The sequence below is a fragment of the Tepidimonas fonticaldi genome, assembly GCF_001675355.1.
GTDB lineage: Bacteria > Pseudomonadota > Gammaproteobacteria > Burkholderiales > Burkholderiaceae_C > Tepidimonas > Tepidimonas fonticaldi.
This window is the reverse complement of the sequence record NZ_LZDH01000065.1, coordinates 108121-131097: the sequence shown is the minus strand read 5'-3', so window position 1 is coordinate 131097 and position 22977 is coordinate 108121. Positions and strand designations below refer to the sequence as shown.

The 22977-nt window shown below is 71.2% G+C and carries 22 protein-coding genes and 1 tRNA gene; 12 read left to right on the top strand and 11 right to left on the bottom strand.

Annotation, left to right across the window (positions count from 1 at the left end; all coding sequences use genetic code 11):
* Positions 1–3: 3 nt before the first annotated feature.
* The 3 genes from hemW to A9O67_RS10865 all read left to right on the top strand — a co-directional run bounded on the left by hemW (position 4) and on the right by A9O67_RS10865 (position 4628).
* The gene (hemW, locus tag A9O67_RS10875; protein ID WP_068610641.1) at positions 4–1218 is read left to right on the top strand and encodes a radical SAM family heme chaperone HemW; all 1215 of its coding nucleotides are present in this window, start codon (positions 4–6) and stop codon (positions 1216–1218) included.
* A gap of 57 nt (positions 1219–1275) precedes the next feature.
* Positions 1276–1971 (top strand): CBS domain-containing protein, encoded by a 696-nt coding sequence (locus A9O67_RS10870; protein WP_068610227.1) that lies wholly within the window; start codon positions 1276–1278, stop codon positions 1969–1971.
* Between the two features lie 122 nt (positions 1972–2093).
* Positions 2094–4628, top strand: a complete 2535-nt coding sequence (locus tag A9O67_RS10865) for a DUF349 domain-containing protein (protein ID WP_231960329.1) — start codon at positions 2094–2096, stop codon at positions 4626–4628.
* 13 nt (positions 4629–4641) lie between these two features.
* Here the strand turns inward: A9O67_RS10865 and A9O67_RS10860 are convergent, their stop codons facing one another.
* From A9O67_RS10860 to A9O67_RS10845, 4 genes are all read right to left on the bottom strand, one after another.
* Positions 4642–5499: a M90 family metallopeptidase gene (locus A9O67_RS10860; RefSeq protein ID WP_082955531.1), complete on the bottom strand. Its 858-nt coding sequence runs from the start codon at positions 5497–5499 to the stop codon at positions 4642–4644.
* Between the two features lie 62 nt (positions 5500–5561).
* On the bottom strand, positions 5562–6380 hold the full coding sequence (locus A9O67_RS10855; protein ID WP_068610223.1) for a UDP-2,3-diacylglucosamine diphosphatase: 819 nt from the start codon (positions 6378–6380) through the stop codon (positions 5562–5564).
* 33 nt (positions 6381–6413) lie between these two features.
* Positions 6414–6923 (bottom strand): peptidylprolyl isomerase, encoded by a 510-nt coding sequence (locus A9O67_RS10850; protein ID WP_068610221.1) that lies wholly within the window; start codon positions 6921–6923, stop codon positions 6414–6416.
* A 190-nt stretch (positions 6924–7113) separates the two neighbouring features.
* Positions 7114–7668, bottom strand: coding sequence for a tetratricopeptide repeat protein (locus A9O67_RS10845; protein ID WP_068610219.1), 555 nt, complete (start codon positions 7666–7668; stop codon positions 7114–7116).
* A 101-nt stretch (positions 7669–7769) separates the two neighbouring features.
* On the opposite strand from A9O67_RS10845, the gene cysS reads away from it, so the two are divergent.
* From cysS to A9O67_RS10815, 6 genes are all read left to right on the top strand, one after another.
* Entirely contained in the window at positions 7770–9146 is a 1377-nt protein-coding gene (gene cysS / locus A9O67_RS10840; RefSeq protein ID WP_068610217.1) for a cysteine--tRNA ligase, read from the top strand.
* Positions 9143–9829, top strand: a complete 687-nt coding sequence (locus tag A9O67_RS10835; RefSeq protein WP_082955529.1) for a DNA-3-methyladenine glycosylase family protein — start codon at positions 9143–9145, stop codon at positions 9827–9829. The genes cysS and A9O67_RS10835 overlap by 4 nt, the downstream gene beginning before the upstream one ends.
* A 73-nt stretch (positions 9830–9902) precedes the next feature.
* Positions 9903–10880 carry an acetyl-CoA carboxylase carboxyltransferase subunit alpha gene (locus tag A9O67_RS10830; RefSeq protein WP_068610215.1) on the top strand — a complete coding sequence of 326 codons (978 nt, stop codon included), beginning with the start codon at positions 9903–9905 and terminating at the stop codon, positions 10878–10880.
* The gene (tilS, locus tag A9O67_RS10825) at positions 10825–11922 is read left to right on the top strand and encodes a tRNA lysidine(34) synthetase TilS (RefSeq protein WP_231960328.1); all 1098 of its coding nucleotides are present in this window, start codon (positions 10825–10827) and stop codon (positions 11920–11922) included. The genes A9O67_RS10830 and tilS overlap by 56 nt, the downstream gene beginning before the upstream one ends.
* Positions 11923–12005: 83 nt before the next feature.
* Positions 12006–13289, top strand: a complete 1284-nt coding sequence (locus A9O67_RS10820) for an aspartate kinase (RefSeq protein WP_068610211.1) — start codon at positions 12006–12008, stop codon at positions 13287–13289.
* A 55-nt stretch (positions 13290–13344) separates the two neighbouring features.
* Positions 13345–13437: transfer RNA gene (locus tag A9O67_RS10815), tRNA-Ser, on the top strand.
* A 123-nt stretch (positions 13438–13560) separates the two neighbouring features.
* Here the strand turns inward: A9O67_RS10815 and rmuC are convergent.
* Positions 13561–15390, bottom strand: coding sequence for a DNA recombination protein RmuC (rmuC, locus tag A9O67_RS10810; protein ID WP_068610209.1), 1830 nt, complete (start codon positions 15388–15390; stop codon positions 13561–13563).
* Positions 15391–15505: 115 nt separating this feature from the next.
* Here rmuC and A9O67_RS10805 point away from each other — a divergent pair, with 115 nt between their 5' ends.
* Entirely contained in the window at positions 15506–16555 is a 1050-nt protein-coding gene (locus A9O67_RS10805) for an asparaginase (RefSeq protein ID WP_231960327.1), read from the top strand.
* Between the two features lie 21 nt (positions 16556–16576).
* Here the strand turns inward: A9O67_RS10805 and adk are convergent, their stop codons facing one another.
* The 6 genes from adk to A9O67_RS10775 form a co-directional block, all read right to left on the bottom strand.
* Positions 16577–17233, bottom strand: coding sequence for an adenylate kinase (adk, locus tag A9O67_RS10800; RefSeq protein WP_068610207.1), 657 nt, complete (start codon positions 17231–17233; stop codon positions 16577–16579).
* Positions 17234–17381: 148 nt separating this feature from the next.
* On the bottom strand, positions 17382–18167 hold the full coding sequence (kdsB, locus tag A9O67_RS10795; RefSeq protein WP_068610206.1) for a 3-deoxy-manno-octulosonate cytidylyltransferase: 786 nt from the start codon (positions 18165–18167) through the stop codon (positions 17382–17384).
* Between the two features lie 13 nt (positions 18168–18180).
* Complete coding sequence (locus A9O67_RS10790) at positions 18181–18390, bottom strand: Trm112 family protein (RefSeq protein WP_068610633.1); 210 nt, start codon at positions 18388–18390, stop codon at positions 18181–18183.
* Between the two features lie 27 nt (positions 18391–18417).
* Positions 18418–19494, bottom strand: a complete 1077-nt coding sequence (gene lpxK / locus A9O67_RS10785) for a tetraacyldisaccharide 4'-kinase (RefSeq protein WP_068610204.1) — start codon at positions 19492–19494, stop codon at positions 18418–18420.
* Positions 19494–19913, bottom strand: a complete 420-nt coding sequence (locus A9O67_RS10780) for an ExbD/TolR family protein (protein ID WP_068610203.1) — start codon at positions 19911–19913, stop codon at positions 19494–19496. Before A9O67_RS10780 ends, lpxK begins: the two co-directional genes overlap by 1 nt.
* Positions 19914–19943: 30 nt before the next feature.
* Entirely contained in the window at positions 19944–20579 is a 636-nt protein-coding gene (locus A9O67_RS10775; RefSeq protein WP_068610201.1) for a MotA/TolQ/ExbB proton channel family protein, read from the bottom strand.
* Positions 20580–20863: 284 nt separating this feature from the next.
* On the opposite strand from A9O67_RS10775, the gene xseA reads away from it, so the two are divergent.
* Complete coding sequence (xseA, locus tag A9O67_RS10770) at positions 20864–22171, top strand: exodeoxyribonuclease VII large subunit (protein ID WP_068610198.1); 1308 nt, start codon at positions 20864–20866, stop codon at positions 22169–22171.
* A 128-nt stretch (positions 22172–22299) separates the two neighbouring features.
* A complete protein-coding gene (locus A9O67_RS10765; RefSeq protein WP_068610196.1) occupies positions 22300–22887 on the top strand; it encodes a superoxide dismutase in 588 nt (195 codons plus the stop codon).
* Positions 22888–22977 lie beyond the last annotated feature (90 nt).

The window sequence follows — 22977 nt, the reverse complement described above, 5'->3', positions numbered from 1 at the left end:
CCCATGGGGGCCACCGAGGCCGCCGTGCTGTGGCAGCGCCCGGGCCAGGTCCGGCTGCACGGCCTGCCGCCGCTCGCGCTCTATGTGCACCTGCCGTGGTGCCTGAAAAAGTGCCCGTACTGCGACTTCAACTCGCACGAATGGGGGGCGGCCAGCGGCCAGGCCGGGCCGCTGCCCCAGCAGGACTATGTGCGCGCCCTGCTGGCCGACCTGGAGGCCAGCTTGCCGCTCGTCTGGGGGCGGCCGGTGGGCAGCATCTTCATCGGCGGGGGCACGCCCAGCCTGTTCGACCCGGATGTGATCGGGCGGCTGCTGTCGGACTTGCGTGCCCGCCTGCCGCTGGAGCCGGGCGCCGAGATCACGCTGGAGGCCAACCCCGGCACCTTCGAGCGCGAGCGCTTTGCCGCCTTTCGCGACGCGGGCGTGACGCGGCTGAGCATCGGTGTGCAGAGTTTCGACGACCGTTTTCTGCGCGCGCTGGGGCGGGTGCACGATGCCGCCCAGGCCCACGCCGCAGTGGACGAGGCGGCGCGGTACTTCGACACCTTCAATCTGGACCTGATGTATGCGCTGCCCGGCCAGACCCCCGCCGATCTGGAGCGGGACCTGGACGCGGCGCTGGCCCACCAGCCTCCCCATCTGTCCGTCTATCACCTGACCATCGAGCCCAACACCTGGTTTGCCAAGCACCCGCCGACCGTGCCGGACGATGACACGGCCTACGCCATGCTCGACCGCATTGCCGAGCGCACGGCCGCCGCCGGGTTGGTGCGTTACGAGGTCTCGGCCTACGCCCGCGCGGGCCACCGCTGCCGGCACAACCTGAACTACTGGCAATTTGGCGACTATCTGGGCATCGGGGCGGGCGCGCACGGCAAGCTGAGTTTTGCCCAGCGCATCGTGCGTCAAGTGCGCTGGCGCGACCCGGCGCGCTATGTGCAGCAGGCGCTGGCGGGCACACCCGTGGCGCAGGAGCACGAGGTGGCGGCCCGCGATCTGCCTTTCGAATTCATGCTCAATGCTCTGCGGCTGCGCGACGGATTTGCGCTGCGGACCTTCAGTGAACGCACGGGCTTGCCGATGAATGCGGTATCGGCGACCATCGAGCGCGCGCGCGAGCGCGGCTGGCTCGCCGTGGGAGACGACGGCTGGCTGGCGCCGACCGCGCGTGGCTTCGACTGGTTGAGCGATCTGCAGGCGCTGTTCCTGCCCGACTGAGGCGGGATCTGCGCACCGCCGGGGCGCCGGTCTGCGGATCCGGACAGGAGGGTGTGCATGCTGGCCATCTACGGCACTTCGGGCCTGATGTACCGCGGCCCGATCGAGGACCTGCGGCGGGTGTTGCCCTCGTTGCGCACCGGGCGCCTGCGCGCCTTGGCGGTGGAGATCGACCGCCCCGATTTTGCGGACAGCGGCTTTCGTGTGGCGGGCCGCCGCTCGGGCGACGAGCCCGCGGCCGACACCCCGCTGCCGCGGCCCGCGGCCGCCGCCGTCCAAGCCTACGGCGAGGTGCAGCACCCCCCGACCACCCGCCACCCGCTGGAGCGGGTGCAGGACGTCATGTCCCGCGAGGCGGTCACGGTCACCGAGACCATGACCGTGGCCGATGGCTGGCGGCGCCTGGCCGAGCGCGGCCTGGGGCAGGCCCCGGTGCTGGATGCGCAGGGGCGGCTGGTCGGCCTGCTCACCCGGGCCGAGCTGCTGCACATCGACCGCCTGCCCCGCCCGGAGGACAGCGCCCTGGTCTGGCGCGCCTTTTTGGCGCTGCCCTTGTCCGAGATCATGGTCACCCCCATTCCCGCCGTTACCCCGGACACCCTGCTGCGCCGGCTGGCGCTGGCCCTGCTGCACACCGGTTTGCCGGGTCTGCCGGTCGTGGACAGTGGGGGCGCGCTGATGGGTTTCGTATCCCGCAGCGACCTGCTCAAGGCGGTCGTGCACGATCCGCCGCTGGATCTGTGGGCCGGGTAGGTGACAATAACCCTTTGGCGGCGGTCTGCATGACTGCCGGATCCGATGACCCGACTTCCCCGAGCGGCCAACCCGCGCCCCGCACCGTGAACGCGTCCGACTCCCCTTCCGCGAAAGTTTCTTTGACCGAACTCGACCAGCGCACCCGCGGCGCCTTCACGGCGCCGACCTCGGGCGAGCGTGCCGCCCGCCTGCGCGAGTGGCTGGCCACCGACCCGCCGGCCGACGATGTGGCCGAGGTCTACCGCGAGCTGGCCACGCGCGACAAGGGGGCCGCCAAACTGGTCAAGGAACGGCTGGACGAGCTGCGCCGCGCCCGCGCCCAGGATGCCCTGGCCGCCGAATGGGCCGCCCGGGCCGAGGCGTTGTTGGGTGCTCCCCGGCTGAATCTGGCCGACGCCATGGCCTGGCAGCGCGATGCCGCCAAGGCCGGGGCTCCGCTGTCGCGCGAGCCGCTGGCCGGCCTGCGCCAACGCCTGACGGAGCGCATGAAGGCCATCGAGGACCTGCAAACCCGCGTGCAGGTCGAGCGCGAGGCCGCCGGCCTGCTGGTGCAGCGCATCGACCTGGCGTCCACCAAGCCGCGCGCCGAGGCGCAGGCTGCACGCGACGGCTTGGCGCAGGACGTCAACGACTGGCGCGAGCGCCAGCAAGGGCTGACGTCGGCCGCGGGCTGGGCCGACCTCGATCCACGCTACCCGAACCAGCTCGACGCCGCGCGCCAGCAGCTCGAGGCCGTCTGGCAGGCGTTCGAAGCGGCGCTCGCCCAGGCCGCCGCCGCGGCCGAGGACCCCCAGGCACCCCTGCCCGGGGTGCCCGTGTGGGCCGACGAAATCCGCGCCCAGCGCGGCGAGCCGCTGGCCGCCGAGGCCGAGTCGGCCGCCCCCGTGCCCAAGGCCGTACAGGCGCTGGCCCAAGCCGCGCTGCTGCCGGCGATCGAGGCGCTGGAGCGCGAGCTGGCCACCGGCCACACCAAAGCCATGAGCCGCTACGCCGGCGAGCTGCGCCATGCACACAAGGTGCACGGCCGCCATGCGGGGCCGGAGCTCGACGCCCGGGCGCTCGCGGCGCTGGCCAAGGCCAAGGAGCTGGAGGACTGGCAGCGCTGGCGTGCCGACCAGTTGCGCGAAGGGCTGCTGGCCCAGGCCGTCGCCCTGACCCAGGGCCCCGAGGCGGAGCGGCCCACCGGCCGCAAGCTGCAGGAGGCCATCCGTCAGTTGCGCGAGCAGTGGAAGCAGACGGACCAGGGCGGCACCTCCAACCACGCGCTGTGGAAGCGCTTCGACGAAGCGTGCAACCAAGCCTATCAGGCGGTCGAAGCCTGGCGGCGCGAACTCAAGGCCCACAACGAGGCGGCGCGGCAATCCCGTCTGGCCCTGATCGAGGAAGTGCAGGCCTGGACCGCCGCCCACGCCGCCAGCGAGGACTGGAAGGCCCAGTTGCGCGACCTGCACGCCTTTGCCGAGCGCTGGCGCCAGGGCGGCCACGTCAGCGAAAAAATCTTTGCCGAGCTGCAGCCGCTGTGGAAGGCCGCCATCGCCGCCGCCCACGAACGGCTGGAGGCCGCGCAGGCCGACAGCACCGCACGCCGCCAAGCCCTGATCGCCGAGGCCCAGGCCCTGGCGGCCGAGCCGCGCCTGCGGCTGGATGCCGTCAAGGACCTGCAACAGCGCTGGCAGCTGGAGGCGCACCGTGTGCCGCTGGACCGCCGCAAGGAGCAAAAGCTGTGGGAGGCGTTCCGCCAACCCATCGACGAAGCCTTTGCGCGCAAGAGCGCCGAGCGGGAGAAGACCCAGGCCGCCACCAGCCGGCTCGACGCCGCCGTGCTGGAGGCTGCGCGCGCCCTGGAAGCCGCCTGCGCCGCCGACGACGCCCAGCAGATCCGCGCAGCGATGGCCGCCCTGCGGACCGCGGCGCAAGGGGAGGGCGCGACGGCGGATGAGACCCCGCCGGCCCCCACCCCGGCCGCGATGTCTGCCGAAACAACGGCCGAAACACCGGCCGGGGCAGCGGCCGCCGCTTCCCGCGATGCGCCCGCTCCGGCGGCCCCGCGTCCCGTCGTGGCCCGGCGGGGCGACGACCGGCCCGGGGCGACCCCGGCCAGTGCCGCGGCCGCGGCCCGCTTGGCGCCGGCCAAACTGGCCCCGCGCGCACGGCCGGAGCGGTCCCCCCGTCCGGAGGGCCCGGCGCGTCCGCGGCTGGGCGATGCGGCCTTCCGCGCCCAGCGCCAGGCCCTGGAGCGTGCCGAGGCCAAGTTGCGCCAGTTGGCGGCGCGTGCCCACGGCGAGGCCCTGACCGAGCTGCTGGCCGCGTGGTCGGCGCGCGATGCGGCGCGCGTCCCGCCCGGGCAGCAGCTGGGCGGCCGTCAGGCCGCGGCGGCGCGTCCCGCGTGGGTGCAGGCGCTGGGGCGGGCCGCCGCCCCCGCCAGCGAAGCCGCCGAACCCCTGCTGCGGCTGGAGATTGCGGCCGATGTGCCCACGTCGGCCGACCAAGTCGATGCCCGGCGTCAGTTGCAGCTTCGGCTGCTCACGCGCCGGCACGAACCCGGGCCGGCCGAGACCTGGGCGCAGGATGTGGCCCGGGTGCTGGCCACGGCCCACGACGCCAGCCACGAGCGGCGGCTGCAGGCGGCGCTGAAGGTGTTGCTGCGGCGCTGATGGCCGCCGACGGTCACCGGGTGTCGCCCGGCGCCGTCGGCCGGGCAAAAAACGCGTCCAACAGCGCGACCAGATCGGCGTGGGCCTCGGCCAGCCGCTCGCGGTCCACGCAGTACGCCTCGCACGCCACGGCGAAAAACTCGGCCAGGGATTCGGCGCCGTAGGCGTCCAGCCAGGGCGGCGGGGCGCCAAACCGCTCGTGCAGCGCCACCCGTTGCCGGTGCGTGGCGTGCGCCTCGGTCAGCACGGTGTGCCAGTGCTGCCGTGCCGCCGCAGCCGACAGGCCCAAAAAGCCCGCGGGCAGCAGCGGGCAGCCGTCGGCCGGCTGGCCCAGCGGCTTGCCGTGCAGGTCGATGGCGTGGGCAAACTCGTGGATCACCAAGTTGTGGCCGATGCCCGTCGCGCCGGGTGCCGAGCCCAGCACGCGCGGCCACGCCAGCACGATCGGGCCGCCCTGCATGGCCTCGCCGGCCAGCGCCTCGTCGTATTCGTGCACGACGCCCGCCTCGTCCCGGGTGCGGCGCGGGGCGACCACCTCGTCCGGATGCAGCACGATCCCCACGAAGTCGTCGTACCACGCCAGCGCGGACAGCCCCCGGTGCCGCAAGGGCAGACAGGCCTGCGCCGCGACCAGCAGCGCCATGCGGTCGTCCACGACCAGCCCGTGGGCGCCGCTGAACTCCTTGCGTGCCAGAAAGGCCGCGCACAGGTCGCGCAATCGGGCCTGTTCGTTCCCGTCCAGGGCCTGCAGGCAGGGCAAATCGGCCACGACGCGTGCCCACAGCCGGTCGGGGATGGCGCGACCATCGCCCCGCCGCGCCTGCCAGCGTCGCCGCCAGTGTGTCAGCTTGTGTGTCAGCCAGCGCGTCACCCCCCGCAACCAGCGGGGCCCGCCCGAGGCCGGTTGGGACGGTGAAGACGATGGCGGGGGACTCATGCCGGGGTGGCGCGGGGCAAGGGCCACACCTGCCAGCCTCCGTGGCGGTCCAGACTGAGCGCCTGCAACCGTGGCGGCTGGTCCGCGGCATCCCAGTCGCTCAACACCAGGCGATGGGCCGTGGCGCCCAGGCGGTGCAGGCCGGGCCGGTGCGTGTGGCCGTGGATCAGGCCCGTCGCCCCCACGGCTGCGACCGCTTGCGCGGCCAAGTCGGTATCCACATCGGCCGGCGCCACCCCGGCTTGGCGCTGTGCCGTTTGATGCTGTTGGCTGCGCTGGCGCAGGGCGCGCGCCTGCGCCAGCCGGTCGGCCAACGGCCGCGCCAGGAAGGCCGTTTGCCAATCTGCCCCACGCACCTGCGCGCGAAACGTTTGATAGTCCCGGTCGGCCACGCACCAGGCATCGCCGTGGCTGAGCAGCCACCGGTGCGCACCGAAGGCGAGCACGGCCGGATCGGCCAGCAGCCGCACCCCGCTGGCGGCGGCAAAGCCGTCGCCGAGCAAAAAGTCGCGGTTGCCATGCATCAGATAAACCGGGCGGCGGCGAGCCAGCACGCCGAGCGCCGCAACGGCGTGCTGCATGAACGCGATTTCGGGATCGGCCGCCGGATCGGCGGTCAAGGCATCGTCCCCGACCCAGACCTCGAACAGGTCGCCGAGGATGCACAGCGCGTCGAATGGCGCCGCCGCCAGATAGGCGTGCCACGCGGCGGCGGTTTCTGGATCCTGCGCGTGCAGGTGAATGTCCGAAACGCAATCGACGCGCTGCCATGACGGCGGCGCGTCGATGTGGTCGAGCAGGGCCGGGCCGCTCATGCGCTCATGGGGCGGGGCCGGGCGCGGCGCGCGTCAGGGGGTGACGACTGCCGCCTTGGTGATGACCACGTCCTGTACCGGCACGTCGTCGTGAAAGCCGCGGCGCCCGGTGGCCACCTTGCGGATGGCGTCCACCACCTCGGTCCCTTTGACGACGCGGCCAAACACCGCGTAGCCCCAGCCTTGCAGCGTGGGGGCGGTGTGGTTCAGAAAGCCGTTGTCCGCCACGTTGATGAAAAACTGCGCCGTGGCCGAGTGCGGCGCCTGCGTGCGCGCCATGGCGATGGTGTAGCGGTCGTTCTTCAGGCCGTTGGCGGCCTCGTTTTCGATCGGGGCGCGCGTGGGTTTTTGCTTCATGCCGGGCTCGAAACCGCCCCCCTGGATCATGAAGCCGTCGATGACGCGGTGAAAGATCGTGCCGTCGTAGTGGCCGTCGCGCACATACGCCAGAAAGTTCTCGACCGACTTGGGCGCCTTGGCGGCATCGAGTTCGAGGGTGATGACGCCATGGCCGGCGATGTGGAGTTCGACTTGGGGATTCACGGAACGGGCTCCAGTGGGGGCGGGTCGGGGACCCGCCACAGAGGGGGGAACGGATGATGGGGACGACTGGGCGTGGGCGGCGGACCAGCCGAGCAGGGCGCTGCCCGCCAGCAGGCCGAGCGCGGCCCGGCGATGCGCGAAGAAGGTTGGGATCGTCATGGCAGATGAGAGGCGAAGACGGTGCCGGGGTTCAACGCGGGGCGTCGGCCCCCAGCAGGTCGCGCAGCGCCCGCGACCGCTCGCCCAGGCCGGGGCTGTCGGGTTGCAGGGCCAGGGCGCGCTGCCAATGGCCCAGCGCCAGACGGGCATACACGTCGCCCAGGTTGCGGTGGGCGGTGGCGTAGTCGGGGTTGAAGCGCAGGGCCGACTCGAGTGCCGCGCGCGCCTCGGGCAGGCGCCCTTGGGCGGCGTGCAGCACGGCCAGGTTGTTGTACGGCTCGGGCAGCTCCGGGTAGGTCTGGGTCAGGCTTTCGTAAACCTGGCGCGCGCCATCCGCATCCCCCTGGTTGGCCAGCACCACGCCCAGCAGCAGGCGCGCCTGCGGGTCGGTGGGGCGCTCCTGCAGCCATTGTTCCAGCCTTTGCCGCGCCAGTGCCAGCTCGCCGGTGGCGATCAGGCGCTGGGCCTCGGCATAGGGGGCGGTCGGGGGCGCGCTCTGCGCCGTGGCAGCCAGCGGCAAGCCGCCCAGCAGCGCCGCGCCCAGGCTCAGCGCCAGGCCAAGGCGGCGCGCGCGCGGCCGGCGCATCACGGGGCGAAGGGGGTGAAACAGATCGGGCATCGGTGCACAATACGCGCCTTTCGGCTGATTGTAGCCCGGGGGTTCGCGCCCGCCGGGCGGGTATCGTCATGACCCTGTGCATCTACAACTCGCTCACCCGCCGGCTCGATCCGCTGGAGCCGCTCGAGCCCGGCCACGTCCGCATGTACGTCTGTGGCATGACCGTGTACGACCTGTGCCACCTGGGTCATGCGCGCTCGATGGTGGCGTTCGACGTGGTGCAGCGCTGGCTCAAGGCCAGCGGCCTGCGGGTGACCTATGTGCGCAACATCACCGACATCGACGACAAGATCATCGCCCGCGCCCTGAAGAACGGCGAGACCATCCGCAGCCTGACCGACCGCATGGTCGAGGCGCTGCACGCCGATGCCGATGCACTTGGTATCCAGCGGCCCGACTTCGAGCCGCGCGCCACCGAGTTCGTGCCGCAGATGCTCGACCTGATCGGCCGCCTGGAGGCCAAGGGCCTGGCCTACCGCCGCGACAACGGGGACGTCAACTATGCGGTGCGCGCCTTTGCGGGGTACGGCAAGCTCTCGGGCAAGAGCCTGGACGAGCTGCGCGCGGGCGAGCGCGTCGCCGTCGGCGACGGCAAGCGCGACCCGCTCGACTTCGTGCTGTGGAAGGCGGCCAAGCCCGAGGAGCCGGACGAGGCCAAATGGGACAGCTCCTACGGCGTGGGCCGCCCGGGTTGGCACATCGAATGTTCGGCCATGAGCTGCGAGATGCTGGGCGAGAGTTTCGATATCCACGGTGGCGGGGCCGACCTGCAGTTCCCGCACCACGAGAACGAAATCGCCCAGAGCGAAGGCGCAACGGGCAAGCCGCTGGCGCGCATCTGGATGCACAACGGCTTCGTGCGCGTGGACAACGAAAAGATGTCCAAGAGCCTGGGCAACTTCTTCACCATCCGCGAGGTGTTGGAGAAGTTCGATGCCGAGACGGTGCGCTTTTTCATCGTGCGGGCGCACTACCGCAGCCCGCTCAACTACAGCGACCAGCACCTGGAGGACGCACGCGCGGCGCTCAAGCGGCTCTACACCACGCTTGATGCGGTGCCGCCCCAGCCCGTCGCCGCCATTGACTGGGCCGAGCCGCATGCGGCGCGCTTCAAGGCCGCGATGGACGAGGACTTTGGCACGCCGGAGGCGGTGGCGGTGCTGTTCGAGCTGGCGGCCGAGGTCAACCGCACGCGCGATGCGCGCCTGAGCGGCCTGCTGCGCGCACTCGGCGGTACCCTGGGCCTGCTGCAGCAAGACCCCCAGGCGTTTTTGCGCGCCGGCGCCGGCCTGGACGAGGCCGCCATCGCCGCGCGCATCGCCGAGCGGGCCGCGGCGAAGGCGGCGCGCGACTTCGCCACGGCCGACCGCATCCGTGCCGAGCTGGCCGCGCAGGGCATCGTGCTCAAGGACGGCCCCGGCGGCACCACGTGGGAGCGCGCATGAGCGCAGCCCGCCGCGCGCCCGACGGCGCCTGTGTGCCGCCGGCGGCGCTGCCGGCCGGCGACGGCTTCGTGCCGGCGTTCTGGGCGCAGGCCTGCGACCATCTGGCCGGGCGCGATCGCGTCATGGCGCGGCTGATCCCGCAGTTTCCGGGCGCTTGCCTGCAGTCGCGCGGGGACGCCTTCACCACGCTGGCGCGCAGCGTGGTGGGGCAGCAGATCTCCGTCAAGGCTGCGCAGGCCGTCTGGGAGCGGCTGGAAGCCTGCCTGGGCGGCTGCACGGCCGCGGCCGTGCTGGCCCGCGCGCCCGAGGAGCTGCGCGCCGCCGGCCTGAGCGCGCGCAAGGTGGAGTATTTGCTCGACCTGGCGCGGCACTTCGACGATGGCCGCATCGATCCGGCCGCCTGGCACGCGATGGACGACGAGGCCATCATCCGCGACCTGACGGCGATTCGCGGCATCGGCCGCTGGACGGCCGAGATGTTTTTGATTTTTCACCTGATGCGCCCGGACGTACTGCCGCTGGACGACGTCGGGCTGCTGCGCGGCATCAGTCAGTGCTATTTTTCCGGCGAGCCAGTCAGCCGCAGCGACGCGCGCGAGGTCGCCGCCGCCTGGGCGCCGTACCGCAGCGTGGCGACTTGGTATATTTGGCGCTCGCTGGATCCGGTCCCGGTGGCGTACTGAACCCCGCCGGCCGGGCGCGTGTGCCGCGCGCCCATCGGCGACACGAGGGCCCGAGCGCCCGTGGAGTGACAACTTGGCCAAACGCAACTTTCTGGATTTCGAGCAGCCGATCGCGGAACTCGAAGCCAAGATCGAAGAGCTGCGCTATGTGCAGACCGAGTCCGCGGTCGACATCTCCGAAGAGATCGACCGCCTGAGCAAAAAGAGCCTGCAGCTCACCAAGGACATCTACAGCAAGCTCACGCCGTGGCAGGTCACCAAGATCGCGCGCCACAGCGACCGGCCCTACACCCTGGACTATGTGCGGGCCATCTTCACGCACTGGACCGAGCTGCACGGCGACCGCCACTTTGCCGATGACCAAAGCATCGTCGGCGGGCTGGCGCGCTTCAACGGCCAGCCGTGCGTCGTCATCGGTCACCAAAAGGGGCGTGACACCAAGGAGCGCGCGCTGCGCAACTTCGGCATGACCAAGCCGGAGGGCTACCGCAAGGCGCTGCGCCTGATGAAGCTGGCCGAGAAGTTCCGGCTGCCGGTGTTCACCTTCGTGGACACGCCGGGCGCCTACCCCGGCATCGACGCCGAGGAGCGCAACCAGTCCGAGGCGATCGGGCGCAACATCTTCGAGATGGCTCAGCTGGAGGTGCCGATCATCAGCACCATCATCGGCGAGGGCGGCTCGGGCGGTGCGCTGGCCATCGCCGTGGCCGACCAGGTGCTGATGCTGCAGTACGCGGTGTACTCGGTGATCAGCCCGGAGGGCTGCGCCTCCATCCTGTGGAAGACCGCCGACAAGGCGCCCGACGCCGCCGAGGCGCTGGGCATCACCGCGCACCGCCTCAAGGCGCTGGGGTTGGTGGACAAGATCGTCAGCGAGCCGGTGGGCGGCGCGCACCGCGACCCGCAGCAGATGGCCGCGCTGCTCAAGCGGGCGCTGGCCGAGTCGCTGCGGCACGTGGTGGATCTGGAGCCGGCCGAGCTGATCGAGCGCCGCCATGCCCGCCTCAATGCCTACGGGCGTTTCAACGACACCAAGGCCAGCCGCGGCTGAGCCCGATCCGCGCCCCGCCGACCCCACGGCCGACCCCGCCGTGCTGGCCGCGCTCGATGCATGGTGGCGCCGCCACGGCGCCGCGCTGCCGTCCGGGGCGGGGCTGGGGGTGGCCTTCAGCGGCGGGGCGGATTCCACATCGTTGCTGCTGGCGGCGGCTGCGCGCTGGCCGGGGCGGGTGCACGCCCTGCATGTGCATCACGGCTTGCAGGCGGCGGCGGATGCCTTCGAAGCGCATGCCGCGGCCACGGCGGCCCGCTGGGGCGTGGCGTTTGCCGCCTTGCGTGTCGATGCCCGGCCCGCCCCGGGGGATAGCCCCGAAGACGCCGCGCGCCGTGCCCGCTACCGGGCGCTGGCCGATGCCGCCCGGGCGCGGGGCCTGGCCGCCGTGCTGCTGGGGCACCATGCGCAGGACCAGGCGGAAACCCTGCTGCTGGCGCTGACGCGCGGGGCGGGGCTGCCGGGGTTGGCCGGCATGCCCGAGCGGCGCCGCATCCATGGGGTGTGGTTTGGCCGGCCGCTGCTGGCGCTGGACGGCGACGCGCTGCGGCGCTGGCTGGACGGGCAGGGCATCGCCTGGGTCAGCGACCCGACCAACGCCGATCCCGCCTACACCCGCAACCGCATCCGGCTGCAGGTCATCCCCGCGCTGGCGCAGGCGTTTCCCGCCTATGCCGCAACCCTGGCGCGCAGCGCGCGCCACGCCGCGTCGGCCCAGCGCCTGCTGGACGAGTTGGCGGCCGAGGATCTGGCGCGGCTGGGCGATCCCCCCGCGCTGGCTGGGCTGCGCGCCTTGTCGCCGGAGCGCGCCATCAATGCGCTGCGCCACTGGCTGCGCCAGCGCCACGGCGCCAGCGGGACCGAGGCCCAATGGCAGGAAGTGGCCCGGCAGATCGCCGCAGCCCGCACGCGCGGCCATGCCATCCGGCTGCGGGTGGGCGCCGGCTACCTGTTGCGGGCGGGCCCGGTGCTCGACTACCGGGCCGATGTCGCGGCCCCGGCGGGGCCGGGCGCGGGGCAGGCCGTGCCTCGCCCCCTATAATGGCAGGGTTTGCCCGGGGGTGGCCCGGGCGCCCCCGCCGGCCCCCGCGCGTCGCGGCCGGCCGTCACACCCGCGAAATCTCCATGGCACTGATCGTTCACAAGTACGGCGGCACCAGCATGGGCTCGACCGAGCGCATCCGCAACGTCGCCAAGCGCGTCGCCAAATGGGTGCGCGCCGGCCACCAGATGGTCGTCGTGCCCAGCGCGATGAGCGGCGAGACCAACCGCCTGCTTGGCCTGGCCAAGGAAGTCGCTCCGGCCAAGCCCGGTGACGCCTACTACCGCGAGCTGGACCAACTGGCAGCCACGGGCGAGCAGGTCTCGGTCGGGCTGCTGTCCATCGCGCTGCAGGCCGAGGGGATCGAGGCCGTCTCCTACTGCGGCTGGCAGGTGCCCATCCGCACCAACAGCGCCTACACCAGGGCCCGCATCGAATCCATCGACGACCAGCGCATCCGCGCCGACCTCGATGCCGGGCGCGTGGTCATCATCACCGGCTTTCAGGGCGTGGACGCCGGTGGCAACATCACCACGCTGGGGCGTGGCGGCTCGGACACCTCCGCGGTGGCCGTCGCGGCCGCGATCAAGGCCGACGAGTGCCTGATCTACACCGACGTGGACGGCGTGTACACCACCGATCCGCGCGTCGTGCCCGAAGCCCGGCGCCTGGAGCGCATCAGTTTCGAGGAAATGCTGGAAATGGCCAGCATGGGCAGCAAGGTGCTGCAAATCCGCTCGGTGGAGTTTGCGGGCAAATACCGGGTGCCCATCCGCGTGCTGTCTAGCTTCACCCCCTGGGACATCGACATCCACGAGGAGGCCCGCTCCGGCACCCTCATCACCTTCGAGGAAGACGCATCCATGGAACAAGCCGTCGTTTCCGGCATCGCGTTCAACCGCGACGAGGCCAAGGTCTCGGTGCTGGGCGTGCCCGACAAGCCCGGCATCGCCGCCCAGATCCTGGGCGCCGTGGCCGATGCCAACATCGAGGTCGATGTCATCATCCAAAACGTCAGCAAGGACGGCAAGACCGACTTCAGCTTCACCGTCCACCGCAACGATCTCGCCCGCACGATCGATGTGCTCAAAGCGCAGGTCGTGCCGGCCCTCGGCGCGGCCGACGTGGTGGGCGACGCCCGCATCTGCAAGGTCAGCATCGTCGGCATCGGGATGCGCAGCCATGTGGGTGTGGCCAGCCGCATGTTCCGCTGCTTGGCGCAGGAGGGCATCAACATCCAGATGATCTCCACGTCGGAGATCAAGACGTCTGTCGTGATCGACGAGAAGTACATGGAGCTGGCCGTGCGCGCGCTGCACCGCGAGTTCGACCTGGATCAGCCCGCCGACACCCTGCAGGGGGCCTGATTTTCCGGATTCCGGGCCGTCATCCCCCAAACTTGGGGCATAATGTCGGTTCTTCGGAGTGATGACCGAGAGGCCGAAGGTGCTCCCCTGCTAAGGGAGTATGCGGTGTAGAGCCGCATCGAGGGTTCGAATCCCTCTCACTCCGCCAGCACAAGCCTCCCATCCGCCCATCAGGCTCGGGAAGGACAGAGCCCCGCACGATGCGGGGCTTTTTGTTATGCGATGCGGGCGTCGGGCTGCGGAAACAGCCGACGATCCAGGCGGAGTGCCATCACCCCTCCCCGCCGTCGCGGCCGTTCGTCGCCATCGGATCGCCCGTCCCCTCGTCGTCCAGCGCCAGCAGGTCGGCCGCTTCCAGGCCCGTCGGGGTGTCGGCGGGCAGTTCTTCCACCCCGCGCAAGCGGCGTTCGATGGCCCGCGTGCGCACGCCGATGTCGCTGAACTTTTTGGCCGCGTTGTCGATGGATTTGCGGGTGGCTTCGATGGTGTCGCCGAATTTGCGGAATTCCGTCTTGACGCTGGCCAGGATGTTCCAGACCTCGGACGAGCGCTTCTCGATGGCCAGGGTGCGAAAACCCAAGCGCAGGCTGTTGAGCATGGCGGCCAGGGTGGTTGGCCCGGCGATCACGACACGGTGGTCGTTTTGCAGCGTTTCGACCATGCCGGGGATGCGGCAAATCTCGGCAAAGAGCCCCTCGGTCGGGACGAACAGAATGGCAAAGTCCGTCGTTTTCGGCGGGGCGACGTATTTTTCGCGGATTTTCTTGGCTTCGGCCTTGACGGCGGCCGCAAAGGCGTTGCTCGCCTTGAGGACCTGCTCCTTGTCACCGCTGTCGTGGGCGTCGAGCAGGCGCTGGTAGTCCTCCACCGGATACTTGGAGTCGATGGGCAGCCACACGGCCTCGTGGTCGTTTTTGCCCGGCATTTTGATGGCGTACTCGACCAGGTCCGCGCTGCCCTCGACCGTCTTGACATTGCGATCGTACTGTTCGGCCGTCAGCAGGCTCTCGATGATCGCGCCCAGCTGCACCTCGCCCCAGGTGCCGCGTGTGCGGACATTGGTCATGACGCGCTTGAGATCCCCCACACTGCCGGCGAGGTGCTTCATCTCGCCCAGGCCGGCGTGGACCTGCTCGAGCCGTTCGCTCACCAGGCGGAACGAGTCCCCGAGGCGCTGCTCCAGGGTCGCGTGCAGCTTCTCATCGACCGTGCGGCGCATTTCTTCGAGCTTGGCGGTGTTGTCCGCCTGGATGGCCGCCAGGCGCTCGTTGAGGGCGTGGCGCAGTTGCTCGGCGCTTTGCTGCCAGCCCTGGGTCATGGTTTGCAGTTGTTGCGCCACGGCCTCCTGCAGCGTCGCAAACTGGCGGTGCATGTGGCCGCTCGTGGCTTCCAGCAAATCCTTGAGGGCCGTCGCCAGGGTGCCCAGCTGTGAGGAGACGTCCTTCTTGAGCGTATCGAGGGTCGTCGCGGTGATCTGGCCCAGCGCCTCGAAGCGGTTCTGAATCTGCTGCTCGAAGGCGTGCGCATTTTGGGCGAGCGTCAGACGCGCGGTTTGCGTCTCGTCCGACAGGGCCTTCAGCGTCGTGGACAGATCTTTGCGGAAGGCCTCCAGCGCCGCGGTGAGTTCCTGGCGGGCCGTCGCCGCATCGGCCTGCGCCTGGGCAAACTGCGCCGTCTGCGCCTGGGTGGCTTCGGCCAGCCGGGAGAGCAGGGCGTGCTGCAGCGAGTCGAATCGCTGCCCCATGGACGCATCGAAGCCCCCGATGCGCTGCTCCAGGCGGGCCGCGAACTGTTGAAATGCCCCGGTCAGTTCGTTGCGGCCGTGGCGCGACTCGTCCATCATCAGCGCGAGCTTGGCATCCAGGTTGTGGTGGGTATTTTGGGTGAAGTCGCGCAGTTGCGCATCGAGCCGTGTCAGGCCGGCATCGGCGCGGGCCCCCGCCTGCGCCAGCCCCTGCAGGGCCTGCTCCATGACACCGATGCGCGCCGCAAGGTCGGCCGGGGTGTCGAAGCGGGGCCGGCGCAGCAACAGCACCAGCAGCAGCACGGCGTTGATCAGGCCCAGGCCCAGCCCGGCGAGCATGAGGGTGTCGGGGGTCATCGGGATCTCCCTGTTTGGCGTTCGCGGCGTGCGGCAGCCGCCCTGCCGTCGCCAGCCGGCGCTACGTTAGCATAGTGCGGAACATTCAAAGGTTTGTCATTTCACGGGCCGAATCATGACGATGGTCGCGATGACGGAGGGCCGTGCGGCGCAGCCGCCGCGCGTGCTGGTGGTGTTGGGCATGGGCGGAACGATCGCGGGCCGCGCCGCCAACGCGCAGGATGTGGTGGGGTACCAGGCCGGGGTCGTGCCGGTGGCCGACCTGTTGGCGGGGTTGGTGCCGCCCGATGGCATGCGGCTAGAGGCCGAGCAGGTTGCCAACGTGGACAGCAAGGACATGACGCCCGCCCTGTGGCAGGCGCTGCTGGCGGCCGCGTGGCGGCACCTGCAGCGGCCGGAGGTGGCGGCGTTGGTCATCACCCACGGCACGGACACGCTGGAGGAGACCGCCTGGCTGCTGCACGCGGTGCTGCAACCGCGCCGGCCGGTGGTCCTGGTGGGGGCGATGCGGCCGGCCTCGGCGGCAGCGCCCGATGGCCCGCAGAACTTGGCCGATGCCCTGACCCTGGCGGGGGATGCCGTCGCGCAGACGGCGGGCGGGGTGTGGGTGACGCTCGCCGGGCGCGTATTCGATGCCCGCGCGGTGCGCAAGGTGCATCCGGCTCGGGCGGATGCGTTCGGTGCGGGCGATGGCGGCCCGGCGGCCTGGGTCGAGGCCGGGCGCGTGCGGTGGCTGGCCCAGCCTGCCGCCGTCTCACCCCACCCCGATCAGGCGGCGCGTGTGCAGGCCGTGTTGACCGCGCAGCGTTGGCCGCGGGTGGAGTGGATCAGCAGCCACGGAGGGGCGGATGGGGCGCTGGTGCGCGCCCTGCTGCGGCAGCGGCATGCCGCCGTGGCCGGTGAAGACGCCGATGCCCCATTGGCCGGCCTGGTGGTGGCCGGCACGGGCAACGGCTCGTTACATACCGAACTGGTGGCGGCCCTCGCCGACGCCGAGGACCAGGGGGTGACCGTCTGGGTGACGACCCGCTGCCCCGAGGGCGAGGTGATTCCCGGCGACGGCGGGCGGGCGCGGCGCCCGTTTGCGGTGACGGATCTGCCGCCTGCCAAGGCCCGGCTGGCGCTGTCGCTGCACCTGCTGTGGCAGCAGGCCGCCCTGAGCTGAACGCCCCCGGGGCCGGCGCGTTCAGTCGGCCAGTGCCGCGAAGACGCGCTGGGTGATCTCCTCCACCGTGCCCAGACCGCTGATGACGCGGTATTTGGGGGCGGTGGCGGGGTCTTGCTTGGCCCAGCCGCTGTAGTAATCCACCAGCGGCCGGGTTTGGGCGGCGTAGACGTCCAGGCGCTTGCGCACGGTTTCTTCCTTGTCGTCGTCGCGCTGGATCAGGGGCTCGCCCGTGACGTCGTCCACCCCGTCCACCTTGGGGGGGTTGAACTTGACGTGGTAGGTCCGACCCGACGCCGGGTGGACGCGCCGGCCGCTCATGCGCTCGATGATGGCGTCGAACGGCACATCGATCTCGAGCACATAGTCGATGCGCACCCCGGCCTGGCGCATGGCCTCCGCCTGCGGAATGGTGCGCGGAAAACCGTCGAACAGAAACCCGTTGGCGCAATCCGGCTGGGCGATGCGGTCCTTGACCAGATCGATGATCAGGCCGTCGCTGACCAGGCCGCCGGCATCCATGACTTTCTTGGCCTCCAGGCCCAGCGGCGTGCCGGCCTTGACGGCCGCGCGCAGCATGTCACCGGTCGAAATCTGCGGAATGCCGTACTTCTGGCAGATGAACGCGGCTTGCGTGCCTTTGCCAGCGCCCGGAGCGCCCAACAGAATCAGTCTCATGGGTTTCCTTTACTCGTCGCGATCGTGTTAGCGGGGCCGCTGCGCGGTGGGGTGCCTCGCAGACCGGCGGCGGCTGGCGCTCGGCCAGCGCCAAAGAATAGCATGCGCACCCCGACACAGCCTTACAGGCTGCGATACCACTGGGGGTTCAGCCGTGCAGGTGTGCCCACAGGGCGCGGACGCGCTCCAGGTCCTCCGGGGTGTCTACACCGGGGCCGGGGGCGTGCTCGGTGACGGTGACGGCGATGCGCTCGCCGTGCCACAGCACGCGCAGTTGTTCCAGCGCTTCGCAGCGCTCCAGGGGCGCGGCCGGCAATTGCGGAAAGCGCCGCAAAAACCCGGCACGGTACGCATACAGGCCGATGTGCCGCAGCGGCCGCGCCTGCGCGGGCCAGGTGGCGAGGTCCAGCTCGCCATCGTGGCACGGTGCGTCACGCCACCAAGGCATGGGCGCGCGGCTGAAGTACAGCGCCGTCGCCCGCCGGTCCAGCACCACCTTGACGACGTTCGGGTTGAACAGCTCCGCCGCCGTGGCGATCGGGTGGGCGGCCGTCCCCACCGCGCAGTCGGGGCGGTCCTGCAGCACCTGGGCCACGGCCCGCACCAGCGCCGGGTCGATCAGTGGCTCGTCTCCCTGGACGTTGACCACCAGCGCGTCGTCGGGCAGCCCCAGCCGGTCCACCGCCTCGGCCAGCCGGTCGCTGCCACTGGGATGGTCCACCCGGGTCAGGAGGGCGGCGACACCCGCGGCGGCGCATGCGTCGGCGATTGCCGCGTCGTCGGTCGCGACGGTGCATGAGCGGGCCCCACTGACCAGGGCGCGCTGGGCCACCCGCACGACCATCGGGGCGCCGCCGATGTCGGCCAGCGGCTTGTCGGGCAGGCGGGTGGAGGCGCGCCGCGCCGGAATCACGACGTGGAAATCGACAGGCATGGCGTCGGCAGCGTCAGGGGGCCGCGGGGCGCGGCGGGGCCAGCCGGTCCAGTTCGGCCTCGTCCAGGGCGCGGGCTTCGTTTTCCAGCATGATGGGGATGCCGTCGCGGATCGGGTAGGCCAGCCGGGCTCCGCGGGAGATCAGCTCCTGCGTCTCGCGCGCATACACCAGCGGGCCCTTGGTGACGGGGCACACGAGCAGTTCGAGCAGCTTCGGATCCATGGCGGGCATCATAGCGCCTTGGATCGGTCAAAGCGCAGGCCGTGGGCGCAGTCGTTCCAGATGCCGATCCACCGCCGCAAACCACGCCGGCTCGGGGGTGAACACCAGCGGTACGCGCCACAGCGATGCCTGCCCGGGCAGGGGCGGGTCGTGCAGACCGTGCAGCTTGATCGCGTCCTTGTCCGTGCACAGCCAGACGCGGGGCGCCCCGGGGGCTGCGGTGGCCTCGCGCAGCGCGGCGCCGATCTGGTCGGCCGACGCATGATCGGGCAGCGCCAGGGTCTGCGCCAGGGCAAGTCCCCGCTGACGCAACAGGTCAAAAAATGCCTGCGGCCTAGCGATGCCCGCCAAGGCCCCCACTGGCGAGCCCTGTGCTGCCCAGTCGCCCAGCGCGTGGCGGTGGCCCCGGGCATCGACGGCATCGGCCGCCAAGGCCCGGGTCGCGGCAAACTCGGCATACGGATGGGCGCGAGGGGGGCGCCGCGGCGCGGCCGTGCGCAACACCAGCGCCGGTCCGCCGCCCCAGATGGGGCCGGGCCAGGGCTCGCGCAGCGGCCCGGCCGGCAGCAGCCAGCCGTTGCCCACGTCCCGGTCGTCGAACACGACGATCGTCAAATCCCGTGCCAGGGCCCAGTGCTGCATGCCGTCGTCGCTGACGACGATGTCCACCTCGGGATGGCGCTGCAACAGGGCGCGGGCGGCGGCCTGGCGGTCCCGGCCCACGGCGAGCGGCGCGCCGGTCTCGCGCACGATCAGGGCCGGTTCGTCGCCGCAGCGCTCGGGGTCGGCCGTGTCCTCGACGACGTGCAGATCCTGACCGGGCCGGCGGCCGTGGCCGCGCGAGACGACGCCCGGGCGCCAGCCCCGCGCCTGCAGGTGGCGCACCAGCGCGATGACGGTGGGCGTCTTGCCCGCCCCGCCGACCACGACATTGCCGACCACCACCACCGGCACCGGCAGTCGCTGCGCCTGCCGCCCGCTCAGACGCCACGCCAGCGCGCGCCCGGCCAGCACCGCGCGGTACAGCGCGGCCAGCGGCAGCAGACTGCAGGCCAGCGGTCCCCGCCCCAGCCAGGCCGATGGCAGGTCCAGGCCGGCGGGCATCAGCGGCGCTCGCCGTGCTGCGTGGCAAACGTGATCTGCACCAGGCCGACCTGCCGCGCGGCGTCCATGACGTTGATCACCGACTGGTGGCTGGCCGCCGCGTCGGCCTGGATGACGAGCAGACTGTCGTTGCGCGAGGCCTGGCTCGCGCGCAGCGCGGCCACCAGCGCGTCGACCCCGTGCGCGTCCAGCACGCGGTTGTCCACCACGTAGCGGCCGTCCGGCCCGACCGTGACCACGATTTCGGTGGGGCTCTGCGGGGGCGGCTCGGCATTCGCGACCGGCAGGTTGACCTGCAGCGCGGTCGCCTGGCTGAAGGTGGTCGTGAGCATCAAAAAGATCAGCACCACCAACAGAATGTCGATGAACGGGATCAGGTTGATCTCCGGTTCCTCGCGGTTGCCGTGTCGGAAGTTCATGCAGACCTCGCGCAGGGGAGAGGGCAGGGGTCAGCGGCGCAGGGTGAGCAGGTGGTGGACGAACCGCTCGGCCCCCACTTCGAGCTGGAGCAGAAACGCATCCGCCCGGGCCCGGTAGTAGCGCCAGAAAATCAGCGCGGGGATGGCGATCATCAGGCCGAAGGCCGTGTTGTAGAGCGCGACCGAAATGCCGTGCGCGAGCTGCGCCGGATTGCCCCCGCCCGGCATCAAGCCCCCGGGGCTGGCCTGCGAGCCGAAAATCTCGATCATGCCGATCACCGTCCCGAGCAGGCCCAGCAGCGGCGCTGCCGACGCTACGGTGGCCAGCGCCCCCAGGTAGCGCTGCAACTGCGCCGCGGCCAGGCGGCCGGCGGATTCCAGCCCGGCGCGCAGCTCGGCCTCGGTGGCGCGGGGGTTGGCCTGCAGGGTGCGAAATCCGCTGGCCAACACCGAGCCGAGCAGCGAGTTGTCGGCCAATTGATCGACCACGGTGGGCGGGGGGACGCCATGCCGCGAGGCCTGGATGGCTTCGTCCACCAGTTGGGGGGGCGCGATCTTGCTGGTTCGCAGGCTGATGGCGCGTTCGATGACGAGCGTCAGACCGAGGACGGAGCACGCGATCAGCGTCCAAATGGGCCAGCCGGCGGCTTGTATGATCGACAACAAGGGGGTTCTCCTGGGCGGCGGTCGCTGCGCGCATTATGAAGCAGGCCCTGTGGGGCGGGCGCGTGGGGCCGCCCAGTCCATGTGGTCACCCGGCCTGTGGATAAGCTTGTGTGCAACCCGTCTGCTGCCCTTGGGATTGACTGGATGTGGACAGCCTGTGAATCTCGAGTCTCCTCTGATTGAGTAAAAAACCTGTGTTTTTACAAGGACTTGGCGATGACGTTCAGGTGTCATCCGGGCTGTGACCCACGCGCCGCTGGCGGGGGCGAACTGTGGGCAACCCCATGAGCGGATCGCCTTGGCCGCCGTCGGGCGACGAGCCCGCCTGGCCCGTCGGGGCCTTGGTGGCGGCCGTCGCCGACGCGCTGCGGGCGCGCTTCAACCCCGTGCGGGTGAGCGGCGAGGTGGCGGGCTACCTGCGCGCCGGCAGCGGCCATGCCTACTTCACGCTGAAGGACGCGCAGGGGCAGTTGCGCTGCGCGTTTTTTCGCCGCGCGGCAGAGGCCAGCGCCGTCGCTTTGCGCGACGGCCTGCGCATCGAGGTGCTGGGGCGGCTGGATGTGTATGCCCCGCGCGGGGATCTGCAGCTCGTGGTCGAGCGCGTCCGGCTGGCGGGGCAGGGGGATTTGTACGAGCGGTTTTTGCGCCTGAAGGCCACGCTGCAGGCCGAAGGCCTGTTCGAGTCGGCGCGCAAGCGGCCGCTGCCGGCGTTTCCGGCGAGCGTCGGGGTCGTCACATCGCTCGACGCAGCGGCCCTGCGCGACGTGGCCACCACCCTGGCGCGGCGGGTGCCGCATCTGCCGGTGCGGCTGTACCCCGCCGCGGTGCAGGGAGCGGATGCGCCGGCCCAGTTGTGTGCCGCGTTGCGCCGTGCCTACCAGGACCACCGCGACACCGGAGCGCCGGCCGTGCTGTTGCTGGTGCGCGGCGGCGGCTCGCTGGAAGACCTGTGGACCTTCAACGACCCCGATTTGGTGCGCACGATGGCCCAGGCGCCCATGCCCATCGTCTGCGGCGTCGGGCACGAGACGGATGTGACGCTGGCGGACTTCGTCGCGGATGTACGGGCGCCGACGCCGACCGCGGCGGCCGAACTGTGCGCCCCCGCCGCCGCCACGCTGCGCGAGGCACTGCAGCGCCAGGCCGAGCGCCTGAGCGCGGCGCTCTGGCGCCGGATCGACGATCAGGCGCAGCACCTGGACCGGCTGGCGCAGCGGCTGGGGCGGCCCTCCGCCCTGACCGCCCGCGAGCGCGCCCGCCTGCAGGCGCACGAGCACCGGCTGGAGCGGGCGCTGGCGCTGCGCATCGACCGGCAACGCCAACACCTGCTGCGGCTGGAGCAGGCGTGGCAGTCCGCAGGGCGACGCGACACCGAGCGGCGCCGGCTGCGGCTGGAGCGCTGGGGCGCCCAACTGGCCCTGTTGGACCCCCAGTTGGTGCTGCAGCGGGGCTACGCCCTGGTCACCGACGCCCAGGGCCATGTCGTCACCCGCGCCGACCAGACGGCGCAGGACGCCCCCCTCCACGTGGCCCTGGCGGCAGGACGGCTGGATGTGCGGGTGAGCGCCGTGCATGCCGAGCCGGCGCCTTGATCCCGCGGCCGCGACCGCGCGGCCGGGATCCCGCGCCGCCTCCGGGGACACGGCGAGCCTGCCATGCGGCTGCCATAGCCCTTCCCTACAATCCGACGATTCGACCACAACCCCAAAGAGGACACGCCATGGAACACACGCTGCCCCCCCTGCCGTTTGCCATCGACGCCCTGGAGCCGCACTACTCCAAGGAGACGCTGGAGTACCACCACGGCAAGCACCACAACGCCTACGTGGTCAACCTGAACAACCTGCAAAAGGGCACCGAGTACGAGTCGATGGCGCTGGAGGACATCATCCGCAAGGCGCCCAATCCCGGCCCGATCTACAACAACGCCGCGCAGGTCTGGAACCACACCTTCTTCTGGAACTGCATGAAGCCCAACGGCGGCGGTGAGCCGACCGGCGCGCTGGCGGCGGCCATCAACGCCAAGTGGGGCAGCTATGCCGCCTTCCGCGAGGCCTTTGTCAAGAGCGCGGTCGGCAACTTCGGCTCCGGCTGGACCTGGCTGGTCAAGAAGCCCGACGGCAGCGTCGACATCGTCAACACCGGCGCCGCCGGCACGCCGCTGACCACCGCCGACAAGGCGCTGCTGACGGTGGACGTGTGGGAGCACGCCTACTACATCGACTACCGCAACCTGCGCCAGAAGTTCGTCGAGACTTTCCTCGACAAGCTGGTGAACTGGGAATTCGCGCAGGCCAACTACGCCTGACGGCGCGACGCCCCGGCCCCGCTCAGACACGGGGCCGGGCTTCCGAAGGGGCGGCTCGACCGCCCCTTCGTCGTTCCTGCCGGGGTGGCG